The sequence below is a fragment of the Paenibacillus sp. Soil724D2 genome, from assembly GCF_001427935.1.
Classification (GTDB): Bacteria; Bacillota; Bacilli; order Paenibacillales; family NBRC-103111; genus Paenibacillus_E.
The window spans coordinates 19,494-33,930 of record NZ_LMRY01000017.1; the positions used below are offsets into that span (position 1 = coordinate 19,494).

10 protein-coding genes are annotated in these 14,437 nt (G+C 43.7%); all 10 read left to right on the forward strand.

What is annotated here, in order from left to right; translation table 11 throughout:
- Positions 1–55 precede the first annotated feature (55 nt).
- A complete protein-coding gene (locus ASG85_RS16810; protein WP_060647078.1) occupies positions 56–937 on the forward strand; it encodes a carbohydrate ABC transporter permease in 882 nt (293 codons plus the stop codon).
- Positions 937–1,788 carry a carbohydrate ABC transporter permease gene (locus tag ASG85_RS16815; protein WP_082562384.1) on the forward strand — a complete coding sequence of 284 codons (852 nt, stop codon included), beginning with the start codon at positions 937–939 and terminating at the stop codon, positions 1,786–1,788. The genes ASG85_RS16810 and ASG85_RS16815 overlap by 1 nt, the downstream gene beginning before the upstream one ends.
- Before the next feature lie 72 nt (positions 1,789–1,860).
- Positions 1,861–2,082, forward strand: a complete 222-nt coding sequence (locus ASG85_RS16820) for a hypothetical protein (RefSeq protein ID WP_156396639.1) — start codon at positions 1,861–1,863, stop codon at positions 2,080–2,082.
- A 405-nt stretch (positions 2,083–2,487) separates the two neighbouring features.
- Positions 2,488–4,134 (forward strand): helix-turn-helix domain-containing protein, encoded by a 1,647-nt coding sequence (locus ASG85_RS16825; protein WP_060647082.1) that lies wholly within the window; start codon positions 2,488–2,490, stop codon positions 4,132–4,134.
- 212 nt (positions 4,135–4,346) lie between these two features.
- Positions 4,347–5,969, forward strand: a complete 1,623-nt coding sequence (locus tag ASG85_RS16830; protein ID WP_060647084.1) for an extracellular solute-binding protein — start codon at positions 4,347–4,349, stop codon at positions 5,967–5,969.
- Between the two features lie 89 nt (positions 5,970–6,058).
- On the forward strand, positions 6,059–6,988 hold the full coding sequence (locus tag ASG85_RS16835) for an ABC transporter permease (protein WP_057306264.1): 930 nt from the start codon (positions 6,059–6,061) through the stop codon (positions 6,986–6,988).
- 10 nt (positions 6,989–6,998) lie between these two features.
- A complete protein-coding gene (locus tag ASG85_RS16840; protein WP_057305436.1) occupies positions 6,999–7,880 on the forward strand; it encodes a carbohydrate ABC transporter permease in 882 nt (293 codons plus the stop codon).
- Positions 7,881–8,027: 147 nt separating this feature from the next.
- A complete protein-coding gene (locus ASG85_RS16845) occupies positions 8,028–10,385 on the forward strand; it encodes a helix-turn-helix domain-containing protein (RefSeq protein WP_057305435.1) in 2,358 nt (785 codons plus the stop codon).
- A gap of 36 nt (positions 10,386–10,421) precedes the next feature.
- Entirely contained in the window at positions 10,422–12,044 is a 1,623-nt protein-coding gene (locus ASG85_RS16850; RefSeq protein ID WP_156396641.1) for an extracellular solute-binding protein, read from the forward strand.
- A gap of 109 nt (positions 12,045–12,153) precedes the next feature.
- Positions 12,154–14,415, forward strand: coding sequence for a helix-turn-helix domain-containing protein (locus ASG85_RS16855; RefSeq protein WP_057305433.1), 2,262 nt, complete (start codon positions 12,154–12,156; stop codon positions 14,413–14,415).
- Positions 14,416–14,437 lie beyond the last annotated feature (22 nt).

The window sequence follows — 14,437 nt, forward strand, 5'->3', positions numbered from 1 at the left end:
AGCGAGACGGAATAGTACCCTTTTTCTATCAATAGAGACTTAGGGGTGAGTGGAGATGAGTTACAGCTTACAGAAGAAAGTTATCATTTGGTCGTTTTTGTTCATTCCGGTTGCGCTCATGCTCTTGTTCCTCTTATATCCCACGCTGCAACTGTTTCGGTACAGCGTAACGAATTGGGACGGATACAGCGAGAGTTTGAAGTACATCGGGTTTGATAACTATAAAAAACTGATTTTTGATTTCCCGGATGCCTGGAAAGCTATTGGCAACAATGGCATCTACTTTGTCGTCCATCTGCTGTTCATTCCTATTGAAGTGATGACAGCGGTGCTGCTCAATCGCACGATACGCGGAAGTTCATTTTTTCGGTTTACGGTGCTTATGCCTTACATTATTAACGGTATTGCCGTTGCTTATATGTTCAGTTACATCTATAACCCTGTGAATGGGCCACTCAACGAACTGCTCAAATGGATGGGGCTGGAGTCGCTCATTACCGGATGGTTAAGCAACTTGAGTATCGTAAATTACTCGCTGGTCGCTGTATCTCTATGGCGCTTCAGTGGTGTTCATATTATCCTCATTCTAGCGGGATTGCAGTCGATTCCCACAGATCTGTATGAAGCTGCCAAAATGGATGGCGCTGGTTTTTGGAGGCAGCTCCGCTATATTACCTTGCCTGGCATTCGGCGAGTGATGGAAATCATCTTGTTCCTGAACATCTCCGGCGCGCTGCTGCAGTACGATATTCCCTATGTGATGACTGGCGGCGGACCTGGAACGGCCAGCTCAACTTTTGGTTTGTTTTCTTTGCAAACAGCGTTTACCTATAACAATTACGGACTTGCTTCGGCCATGGCGGTTAGTCTTCTGATCTTGATCATCTGCTTCTCGTCATTACAAAATTGGATCATTAAAGATAGGAGCGAGTCTTAATGGAACTCACACTAACAGAGAGCAAACGCCAATTGCTCAGTAATGTTCTGTACTATTTCTTTTTTATAGCGATGTGTTTGATTGTGTTCATTCCGATTCTACTTGTCGTATTCGGCTCTCTGAAGACAAATGCAGAGCTGGGGGCGACTTCGCCTTTCTCACTGCCAATCAATCTCTTTCATTTTGAGAATTTTGTAAAAGCCGTTGGCGAAGGTCACATTCTGCTTGGTTTACGCAATACCTTGGTGATGGTTGTTATTAGTATGACCGGTAATGCCCTGCTAGGTACGATGACGGCATTTGTGCTCAACCGTTTTGATTTTAAGCTGAAAAAAGTGGTGCTGCTGTTGTTCATGGTTTCGATGATCATTCCGACATACACGACGGAGATCGCACGTTTCCAGCTGATTCATGCCATGGGTCTGTACAATACTTTGGGTGCTCCGCTGCTCATTTATATAGGGACAGATATTATGCAAATCTATATTTACATTCAGTTTCTGGAAAAAATATCAGCCCAGCTAGATGAAAGTGCGATGATGGATGGTGCATCGTATTTCCGCATTTTCCGCTCGATTATTTTCCCACTGCTGCTACCGGCGACCGCTACACTCGGGATTCTTAAGAGCGTAACCATTATGAACGATATTTATGTGCAAAATTTATATATGCCAAAAAAGGAGCTTGCAACTTTGCCGACCGCTCTCATGGCTTTTGTCGGCGAGCGGAGCTCGGATCTGGTGGCACTCTGTGCAGGTATCATCTTGGTGCTGCTTCCCAGTGTGCTGTTTTACATCGTGTTCCAACGCTACATCTTTAAAGGCTTGATGGATGGAGCCATTAAAGGTTAGTTGCCTAGCAGAAGAACAACTATATGGGGGATGACTTGAGTAGACGATTGGGATCAGGAGTTGTGGGACGACTTGAAGTCAAGGAGGTTGGTGCTGCTTCAAGCGCTGAAGCATGCTGCAGCAAGTCGGTGGGAACGGGTGTTTAACCAATTGGAGAAGCGATTGCAGGGTGTTAGGCAGGAGCTATCTGACAGAGTAAGAGCCTTTTTCGTCGATGCGTTGAGGGAGCTCGGAGCCGTTCTTTATGCCAAAGGCATTCGGGCTGAAGGAGATAAGCGTTTTCGATCCGTTTGATGAAGAAATGCTGTATTATGTGAAGCAGCTTCTAGTACATGCACATTCTGCGATTCATAAAATTGGGACACTAAACAGTGTTGAATTTTCAAGAAGATGACTGGATTTAGCCTGTTTCAAAATGTATATTCTACCAAAAATATCATCTTTTCTACAACTTCATTCAACCGAGAATATGGATTCATTCATTTATTCAAGTGCTTCGGTAAATGCCTAAAAGCTGAATGAAATTTCATTAACCGCAAGCAAACGACAATTGCTCAGTAATGTTCTGTATTATATACTTTTTATAGCAATCGCGGTTCTCGCTGCCCAGCGGCATTATTCTTGTCCAGAAGCCCAGCATGTTTTTTAACATCGCCAAGGTAGCTAGACAGACGAATTTCTATATGAGGGGTAACTACCATGTACAAGATGATGATCGTTGATGATGAACCGTTAGTTCGCTTGGCCTTGCATCATTTGATCGATTGGCAAGCTCTCCATATTGAAATCGTGTGCGAAGCGGTTGACGGTGTCGAAGGTCTCGCGCTTCTTAAGGCCCGTGGCGGCATCGACTTGCTGCTAGTCGATATCCAAATGCCGCGAATGAACGGCATTGAGCTATTAAAAGCTTTAAACGATCCAGCTTTGCCGAAACGTCCGGTTCCGATTATTTTGAGCGCCTATAGCGATTACAGCTATGTGAGGGAAGCTTTCCTGCTCGGGGCTCTCGACTACATCGTCAAGGTGGATATGGATGAGGAGCACATCGTACCAGTAATCACTAAAGCCGTAGAGGAGTTAGTCCGGTTAGGTGGCGTATCGAAGACAGAGGCGATTGAACCTGTGGACAAGCAGCTAGTCCAACAATCGGATAAGGATGCGTTATTACAGAAGCTGCTTGACTTCGATCCGAAGGAAGACGCAGAGTCGTTCGAACAATGGCTATTATCAACAAGCGGTTTGTTAAATGAAACGAACGAGATGGCGATCATCATTCAAATTGCACAAGCTATCGATACGACGAAGCTGCATGGGTTCATCCAACAAACGATCCAAACTGTTCTTCATGAAATGTCCATTTTGCATGAAATTGTTCGACGGGAGGCTGGTGAATATGTCTTATTGTGCGCGTTCCCGCACGATCGCAGCGAATCAGCGATTCGTTCCCAAATTCATAGCGCACTGACCATGATTCAAACTCGCCTGCTGCAATATGTGAACGCTTCTATTTCGGTAGGCATAAGCGATTTGGCAAATGGCTGTAAACAGTGGCCTCGCCTATACCAGCAAGCCAAGCAGTTGGCAGCGAAAAGTTATTTTGCCGGCTTGGGGAAGCTGTTTTATCGGGAATCGGCGTCCCATGAATCCGGTGTGAAAGACAACGGGGACCATGAGTTGTGGGATATGTTGAGAGCTGGGAGGCTTGCAATGCTTCAAGCTTTAAAGCAGCCTGACGAAAGTCAGTGGGTTCGCGAGTATGCACAATTGGAGAAGCGAATGTCTGATGCGAGGCAGGAGCTGCCTGACAGGGTGCGAGCTTTCTTCGTCGATATGTTGTGGGAGCTCGGCGCTGTTCTTTATGCGAAAAGCATACGCTTGGAGGAGGTACAGCCTACTTCTCACAATCCATTTGATGAAATCAAACAGCTGGAGACGCTGGAGGAAACGAAGCATTATGTCAGACTGCTAATTCAGCGTGCTCATTCAGCTATTCACGGAAATGGACTTATGAATGCAGCTCGCTATAGTCCTTCTATTGCTAGTGCAAAGAAATTCCTCGATTTGCATTATCGTGAGGAAATTAATCAGTCGCTCATTAGTGAGATGGTGGGCGTGAGCGAAAGCTACTTGAGCAAGCAGTTCGTTAAAGAAGTCGGCTGCAATTTCATCCACTATTTGACGAAGCTGCGTATCGAAGAGGCGAAGCAGCTGCTCGAACTGGGGATCAAAATTTCGGATATCTCGGAGAGAATCGGATACCTCAACCCCGAGCATTTCAGCCGCATTTTCAAGAAAATGACGGGTTTTAGTCCGAAGGCATATCGGGAGAGTTTGGAGAAAGTATAGGGTAGAAGAACTAGCGATGATCTTACGCTAGTTCTTTTTTTGTAAATATGGCTAATGTTTTTAGAAATAGTCTATTGCTTTGGCGAAATCATCAGTTTTCTGAATGAAAATCAACATGCCATTCCTCATTTTACTCATATTTAAGTCAGGGGCGTTCCATTAATCTAAGGGAAGAGATGCATCTCACCATAAAATTACTGGAGGGTCAATGAATGAAGAAAATGTTAGCTACAACTATGACTGTCTTGATGATGGGCACAATGATTGCTTGCTCCTCTCAGACGGGATCTACACCTAATACAACGAAAGAAACGCAATCGCCTTCTGCGAACAACACCGTGACGACATACCCAATCAAAACCGATAAGACACTTACGTATTGGGGCGAGTTGACCCCGAATTTAACTGGTGTTAAAACAACCCACGCTGAAGTTCCTTTCTTTCAAGATTGGCAGAAGAAGACAGGCGTGCAGCTCAAGTTCTCCGCACCGCCGACGGGTCAGGCCAAAGAGGCTCTTAATGTCATGTTGGCATCCGGGGATTTGCCGGATATCATCGAATATAACTTCCTTACTTTCCCGGGTGGACCTGAGAAGGCGATTAAAGATGGATACATCCTTAAATTGAATGATTTGATCGACAAGCATGCGCCTAACCTTAAGAAATTTCTGAAAGACAATCCCGAAATTGACAAAATGGTAAAAACCGATAGCGGCAGCTACTATGCATTTCCTTTCATTCGGGGAGATGAGTATCTGCAAGTATTCCAAGGTCCAATTATTCGCAAAGATTGGCTGGACGAGGTAGGTCTTCCTGTACCGGAAACGATTGATGAATGGACTACTGCTCTTAAAGCGTTTAAAGAAAAGAAAGGAGCAGCGGCACCTCTTTCTTTCATCAGTAAACCGAACTTTTTCAATGACTCTTATAATGGCGCGTTTCTGGGGGCTTTTGGGGTTAACCGCAATTTCTATTTGGAAAATGGACAAATCAAATTCGGTCCAGCGGAGAGCGGATACAAGGATTATATGGCATTATTCAGCAAATGGTATAAAGAAGGCTTGCTGGATAAAAATATTGCCACCGTCGACTCGAAAGCGTTGGATGGAAACTTCTCCACAGCTAGCACGGGAGCAAGTATTGGGAATGCTGGCGGCGGTATTGGGAAATGGCAGCCAATTGTTCAAGCGAAAGATCCCAAAGCACAATTGGTTGCAGCTCCTTACCCGGTACTGAAAAAAGGAGATATCCCTAAATTTGGCCAAAAGGATAAACCGTATTCTTCTGGAGGTATTGTGGCCATTACAACGAAGGCAAAAGATCCGGAACTTGCGACGAAGCTGCTGGATTATGGTTATAGTGAAGCTGGACGCATGTTTTTCAACTTCGGTACAGAAGGTGTTAGCTACAATTTAGAGAACGGTTATCCGAAATATACCGATTTATTGATGAAAAATCCGGATAAATTAGCTCCGGCGCAGGCGATGTCCATGTATGTTCGCGGCAGCTACAACGGTCCGTTTATCCAAGATAAACGATATGCCGAGCAATTTTTTACTTTGCCAACCCAGCGCGAGGCGATCAATGTTTGGAAGAAAACGGATGTAGACAAATACAGTCTGCCGCCGCTTACGCCAACGCCGGAAGAGAGTTCGGAATATGCAAAAATCATGAGTGACGTTAACACCCTTGTAGATGAAATGACGTTAAAAATCGTTCTTGGAACAGAATCCGTCGATCAATATCCGAAATACCTAGATAAAATGAAATCTTTGAAATTGGATCGTGCAATTGAAATTCAAAAAGCAGCTTTGGATCGCTACAACAAAAGATAATGCGGAACGGAGTGGAGAGGGCTTTGCTCTCTCCTTCCATTCAGAATGAGGTGAGGGAAAAGATGGAGACTACGCAACCGCTCAAAAGTATGGCACTAGCAAAGAAAAAACCGGGCATAAATCGATATGTTCGTGATTTCATAATGAATAAATACTTGTATCTGATGATGGTTCCTGTGCTTGTTTATTATATTATCTTTCATTATGCCCCTATGTATGGAGCACTGATTGCATTCAAAGAATATTCGCCAATGAAAGGTATCCTAGGCAGCGAGTGGGTAGGATTTAAGCATTTTCAAGATTTTTTCAGCAGTTTTTACTTTTGGCGCATTTTAAAAAATACGCTTGTTATCAGTTTGTACTCCTTGGTATTTGAATTCCCAGCGCCGATTATTCTGGCCTTGCTAATCAATGAAGTGCGCAGCAAAATGTTCAAGCGTGTGGCTCAGACCATTACGTATATGCCTTACTTTATTTCACTTGTTGTTATTTGTGGGATTATAACTGATTTTACGAATGCGGATGGTGTGATCAACAAGATCCTTATGACGTTTGGATATGATGGCCAGACGATGCTGCAGAAGCCTGATTTATTCCGTCCTATTTATATTCTATCGGAGATTTGGCAGCGAATTGGTTGGGAGTCCATCATTTATATTGCGGCATTAATGGGTATTGATACCGAGCAGTATGAAGCTGCGCGTATGGACGGAGCAACCAGATGGAAGCAAATCATTCATATCACCTTACCAGGCATCATGCCAACGATTGCTATCATGTTCATATTGCGAATGGGGAATTTATTAAATGTAGGATTCGAGAAAATTATTCTCCTTTACAATCCAGTCACGTATGAAACAGCGGATGTCATTTCTTCCTTTGTCTATCGTAAGGGATTACTTGAATTCGGATGGAGTTACAGCTCAGCAGTCGGCTTATTTAACTCTGTAATCAATCTTATTTTATTGGTTACAGCCAATTATATCAGCCGCAAAGTAAATGAAAGCAGCTTATGGTGAGGTGAAGCAAATGAATAAGGGACCTAGTATAGTTGAAAGATTGTTCGATATTGGTATTCATCTCATTTTAGTAGTGCTAGTGGTTGCTACTTTATATCCATTGTTATATGTCGTCTTCGCATCCTTTAGTGAAGCAGGTCAGCTCGTGGCTCACAAGGGAATTCTGTATAAATCCTTAGGTTTCAGTCTGGAAGCGTACAAAGGTGTCATGAGAAACCCAGGTATTCTGATTGGATACCGCAATACGCTATTTATCGTTGTGTTCGGTATTTTAGTGAATATTTTGATGACTGCTTTAGGGGCTTACGTGCTTTCACGGAAAAATGTCATTTGGAATAAAGCATTCATGCTGATCATCGTTTTCACTATGTTTTTTCACGGGGGCTTAATTCCTTTATATCTGGTTGTGAAGAATGTTGGCCTACTGGACTCGTTGTGGGCTACGATTATTCCATTTGCGATCGGTACCTTCAATCTCATCATCATGCGTACGGCGTTCATGTCTGTACCAGATAGTTTAGAGGAGTCGGCCAAGATCGATGGAGCGAACCATTTTACCATCTTGTTCAAAATCATTATTCCGCTTTCCATGCCGGTCATCGCGGTTATGATTCTCTATTATGCGGTTGATAAATGGAATGCTTGGTTCTATGCTTCTGTATTTATTAAAAGCAGAGACCTGTTCCCCTTACAACTTGTACTCCGTGAGATATTAATCTCGAATTCTACAGACGGAATGTCAGTTGGGGCAGATGCGGGAGATCGACATCAAATAGGTGAAACGATTAAATATGCGACGATTATCGTAGCAACCGTACCTGTGCTTTGTATCTATCCATTTGTTCAACGTTTTTTTGTAAAAGGGGTAATGGTAGGTTCTTTGAAGGGTTAAAACCGAATAAAATCGGGTTAAATAGAGCTTTTGTCAATCGGTTTTGTCATTTTGGACATTCCTCCCCTTGCAATCAGAGGTATAATAGAGGTAAGTGGAGACAATCCCTTCAGACATTCATCTACCATTCAATGGGAGGAGATCCATGTGAAGATCCGATTTCTTTGGCAGAAGCGAAAAAGCATTATTTTTACTTGGTTAATTTCATATAGCGCGGTGTTGTTCGTACCCATGATGATGAGCTGGTTTATTTATATGCAATCCAGTGAAGCACTTAAGAGCGAGATTCATCGTGCGAACGATTCTTTATTGAAACAAGTCCGATATACGATAGATAATCAAATCGATTTAATGAAACGATTGAATATGGAGATCACTTGGAATGCTAAGCTTCAAAGCTTAATGTACTCCAATCTACGGTCAAACGACGATCAGTTCCTCGCTTTTCAATTGGTGAAGGAATTTAGGATGTACCAAACGTCATATGCAACGATCGATGAATTTTATGTCACTTGGGATCAGGAATCATCGATTCTCCGTCCGGGAAATGTTAGGGACCTAAAGACTGCTTTTGATACGATTCACAACACAGGAACGCTTCGCTACGAGCAATGGCTCGATACGATACATAATGCGGCTAATAACCAATTTCTCTTATTGCCTCGCGCGGATGCGGCGAATTCTCAAAACTCAATCGCTTATATCGCACACCTACCTAAGGATTTGAACGGCAAACAAACCGGTACCGTCGTCGTCATGGCAGACATGGAAAGATTTCAGAAGGCGATGGAAACAATCTCAGGATTTAGTGGCGGACAAATTTTAATTCTTAATCATGATAATCAAGTTCTTCTTTCCAATTTACCTGTGTCGGTCAATAAGAACCTTATTTTGGAGCAATTGTTGGATAGGGATGATGTGATGTACAAGCCGGCGCAGAATGGGGATTCAGAGCTATTTTATATGCAATCTGCCGTGTCTGATTTGAAATATGTTTTGGTTATTCCTAGTCGTATTTATTGGGAGAAAGCAGAATATGTCCGTAAATTCACCTATATTAGCATTTTAATAAGTTTAATGGGAGCAGGCGTGTTGACATGGTTTTTTATGCGCCGCAATTATTCGCCTATTCAGCGGCTGGTTCAGTCGCTTTCTGATAAGAATTCCACCCAGGAACGGCCAGATGGCAATGAACTCAACTTCATCCAAAGAGCAATTTCACAAACAAGAAATGAAAAAGATAAAATAGCTTTACAATTACAATCCCATCACCATGTGCTGCGATCCAATATGCTCAATCGGCTTCTGAAAGGGAAGATGGATACACTGATTCCATATGAGGAAGCTTTCAAATCGTTCCATATTGATTTAATCTCTAATGATTTTGCCGTCATTTTATTTGCTGTTGAGAACCAGGACAGCCTTTCCAACAATTTGCCGGGAATGGATATGAATGAAAGAAGGAAACTCATACAGTTCATTATAACCAATGTCGTGGAAGAGCTTGTTGGGCAGCGTGGGCATGCGGGTTATGTGGCTGAAGTAGATGATATGATGGTCTGTCTTGTGAACTTTGCAGAAATCGAAGCTGCTGAAATGAAGCAGGACCTTCATTGGATTGCCACAGAAGCACAGCGGTTTTTAATTCGATTCCGCATGGATCTTACGGTATCCATCGGCGGCATCCATGGCTCCTTGTTTGGAGTCGCCGAGGCGTATAGTGAGGCATTGGATGCCATGGAATATAAGATGGTTCGAGGAAAAAGAGAGATCATCACCTATGATGAGATTCGAATCGATTCCACGGATCAGCAACAGCTGGGCTATTATTATCCGCTTCAGGTCGAGCAGCAGATTATAAATCTGATAAAAATTGGCAGTTTTGATCATGCTAGTGCGAGTATGAACGAAATTATGGAGCGGAATTTCAATAAGCCCCACGTGTCACTAACCTTGGCGAGATGTCTCATTTTCAATCTTGTCGGTACGATGGTGAAGGCGATCAATGAACTAGGAGACGGTGATAGCCGTATTTTAGAAGACAATCCATTGTGGATGGATAAGATCATCGCCTGTGATACGATACTGGAAATGCAGCATGAACTCCAAACCTTGCTCAAAGAAGTTTGTGCGTTTGCAGCTGTGAAAATGGAGACGAACTTGTCCAAAGAGCGTGCAGAGACGCTGCGTGAGCTCATCTCCAAGGTGACTCGTTACATCGACGAGCATTATCAGGATTCTAATTTAAATGTGAATACCATCGGTGAACGCTTTGAGTTAAAAGGTAGTTATATCTCTAAATTGTTTAAGGATCAAACGGGTGAGGGACTGCTCGATTACATCACAAAGGTTCGCATTCAACAAGCTAAACGCATGATCAGCTATAAGCAAGACTCCATATCCGATATTGCCAATTATGTGGGTTACAATGAGGTTGCGACGTTCATTCGCGTGTTCAAAAAGTACGAGGGGATTACACCAGGGAAATTCAAGGAAATGAACTGATTCACGCTAGGTATTAAGGCAATGGAGGGTTACCAGATGAGTAAAAGATGTATAAGTACCTCAATCCTATTGTTCATGTGGGTAATTACCCTATTGTTATCGGCTTGTACTTCTGGAAATAACTCAGCAAAGCCTGCAGAGGAGCCGAATAAAGCTACTACCCAGGTAGAACAACCTGATCAGGCCAAGAAGACGCTATCCTATTGGTCTGAACTTAACGGCAATGCAGCGAGTGTAAAGCCGAACATTCAGGACATACCGTTCTTCCAAGAATGGCAGAAGCGGACAGGGGTACGGCTGACTTTCATTCAACCGCCATCGAATCAAGCGAAAGAAGCGATGAATGTGTTATTAGCGTCAGGCGATTTGCCCGATATGATGGAATATGAATGGGATAACCATCCTGGAGGACCGGAGAAGGCGATCAATGACGGTTATATTTTGAAATTGAATGATCTCATAGACAAACATGCGCCAAATCTAAAAAAATACTTAAGTGAGCACCCGGAAATAGACAAACAGGTCAAAACGGACAACGGTAGTTATTATGTGTTTCCATTCATTCGTGGCGACGAATTGCTTCGAACCTATCAGGGGCCCATCATCCGTCTGGATTGGCTTCAAGAGCTTGGTCTCCAGACGCCGACTACAATCGATGAATGGTATACCGTTTTAAAAGCGTTTAAAGAGAAGAAGGGAGTCGCTGCTCCCTTGACCTTCTTAGGTGTTCCCAATCCGTTATTCGGCATTGAGGGTGGTGCTTTCGTGGGTGCCTATGGGATTAAGAAAGGATTCTACTTGGATAACGGCCAAGTGAAGTATGGGCCGATGGAAGAGGGCTATAAACAGTTTCTCGCTACCTTTCGCAAATGGTATGCAGAAGGGTTGATTGACAAAAATATCGCTACAGTGGATACCAAAACGTTGGATGCCAATATGATTTCAGGAAGAAGCGGGGCAACGATATGGAATGCTGGCGCAGGTATTGGCAAATGGCAGCCCATCGTTCAGGACAAAGAGAAGGCTGCATTGTTAGGGCCTGCACCTTATCCGGTGTTGATAAAAGGCGATAAGCCTAAGTTCGGGCAGCGGAGCTATGCGTATGTGGGGACAGGCGGGGTTGCCATTTCTAGCAAAAGTAAGAATGCTGAAGCAGCTGCGAAACTGCTGGATTATGGATATAGCGATGAAGGGCATATGCTTTTCAATTTCGGGATCGAGGGAATTAGTTATAACCTGGAAGGCGGATATCCGAGATATACGGATTTAATTTTGAAAAATCCCAATAAACTCGCGCCATCTCAAGCCCTTTCGCTGTATAACCGGGCTAGTTACTTCGGTCCTTTCGTCCAAGACGTTCGTTATATGGAGCAATATTACACATTGCCTCAGCAAAGGGAGGCCATTCAAGTTTGGGCAAATACCGATGTTGACAGTCATATACTCCCGCAAATGCCGAAGACAGAATTAGAAAGCGCAGAGCTCTCCTCCATCATGATCGATGTTATGACGCTTGTCGACGAGATGTCGCTAAAAATCATACTTGGCGTGGAGCCATTAGATACCTTTGACAACTATGTGAGTAAAATAAAAGCATCCAAAATTGATCGTGCCATTCAGATCCAGAAATCAGCTTTAGATAGATATTATAAGCGATAAGAGTAATGATAAGAGGGCTAATGCAACGTCTACTGACAATGTGTTAGCCCTTTTTCTTTCCTGCGTTTTCCCGAACATGTAGAACGAAATTAAATCTCTGGAGGAAACTATGGTCTCTCGGTATTCCTTTTTCATCAGATTGATCACATTTACTACACTAATTAGTACGATTCCTCTTTTGTTTCTGGGTATATACGCTTTCTTTCAATCCACTTCTACGGTCCAAACGAAAGTCAATGAAGCAAACGTTTTTATTTTGCAGCAGTCGCAAAGCCGGGTCGAACAGATATTAAAAGTCATCGATCAAGTATCTAGGCGCTACGCGGAAACACCTTTTGTCTCCCTTTCCATCTCCAAACGGATGAAAATTGAAGATTTTCAGGACATTGATTTGCTTGTAAAAGGGCTTCTTGGTGTGCAAACCTATGAGCTGGGTGTTAAGGATGTGGAACTGCACAGTCTTCGGAATGATTGGTATATCAAAGGTGGGGGCTTTTATTTTGGAAAGGACACGGCTATGAAGTCCTTCTCTTTGGACTCCGCATTTAACTCCCGTTGGTCACCTGTGTCTGATCAGGCCTTTACAGGCATCAAGCTGGTGAAAACTATCCCCTCCACGACCGCTGATCCAATGGGATATTTGTCCGTTAGTGTGTCCAATAGCGAGTTGGCCAAGCTGCTGACAGGCGGCTTTTCAACCCGGGAAACGATGATTGTTGACGACAAGATGAATATCATTGTTCATACCAAAGAGAAGAGAATCGGTCAAAGCGTTCTATCCGAGCCCTGGTCGCAGGAGCTGCAAAACACGGGCAATACGCAGGGGTATTTTAACAGCACATCACTTGGCAAGCCGTACAGTGTCGTATACAACCAATCCAAGTACAATAACTGGACCTATGTATCCGTCATTCCGATAGAGGAAGCGAAGAAGGAGTCCGCCAGTATCGGATGGGCAACTTTGACTGCTTGTCTGCTACTTTTGCTTTTTACTGCGCTGCTGTCTTACTTGGGCTCGAAGCGAATCTATTTCCCTGTGCGCAGCCTGATGGAGTTCACCATGAAGAAAAGCAGACCATCCGGAGAAGAAACAGTATTTAAAGACGAATTACTGTGGATTGGTACACAGTTCGCTTCACTGTATCAATCGAAAGAACAGCTGGAAGGGAAAATGAAGATACAGTCAGGCCAACTTATCGATTATTTTATGTTAAAGCTTTTCCAAGGGGAGCTGAACCGAAGTGAATTGGCGGGCAAAGCAAGTCAGTTTCAACTTCCTGCTTGGCGTCGATATGCGGTTCTGGTCATGCAAATCGATACCTTAGCACAAACACGTTACGATGCCAATGAGCAGGATTTGCTGTTGTTTGCGATGAACAATATGGCCTCCGAATTGATACCGGCACCGCAGCGCATTCATGCGATGCCTATAGGTAATAATCAGGTCACACTAGTCGGGAGCGATGCGGAGAGTCACGGGAATCTGCTAAGTGAATTGACTTGTCTAGCTGAGTCCGTACAGCGAGCTGTTGATGAATTCTTAGGACTCAAAGTCAGTGTCGGAATTAGCCGACCGTATGAGACTATGTACGCTACACCGCAAGCGTTTCTTGAAGCCAAAGAAGCCCTGCAATATCGGATTCGGCTTGGGGAAGAAGCCATTTTACATATCGGTGATCTGAAGCCGCCGATGACATCTCAGCCATACTATCCGCATCATCTGGTGTCGAAGCTCACACAGGCCATCACCTTTCTCGATAGGGACGAGGCCGGAGATCAGCTTCGTCAGTTTATTCAAGAAGTACTAAGAGTGGCAAGTGAGCCCACGCTCTATCGTATGTCCTTTGCTATGCTTTTGACAGATCTGGTGCGTGTAACTTACGACATGGGTGCTGCTGGAATCATGATTTCCCAGGATCACCGCAATAAATATGAGCAATTATTCAGCTTGAAAACACCAGAAGAAATTGAAGACTGGTTCAAGTCGCAAATAATTGCCCCCATGATGGAGCTAACTCGCCAAGTACATGAATTTTCCCGTAAAAGCATCTCTCGTTCCGTGATGGATCTGATTCATGATCATTATGACAGCGATTTAACATTAGAGCAGTGCGCGATGAAGTTGAATTACAGCACACATTACATTCGCCGGATGTTTCGTAAAGAAACCGGCTTGAATTTTAGCGAATATTTGGCAGGGATCCGTCATGATATGGCCAAGAGTTGGCTGAGTGGAACCGAGATGAAGATCACCGAAGTCGCCGAACGGTTGCAATATACGAACGCGCAAAATTTTATCCGTCATTTCCGCAAGCTTGAAGGAATGACGCCGGGTCAATACAGAGAGCAGAAGCTAAAGGAGCCAGTGTGAACTGGAGGGCTGATTCCAATGA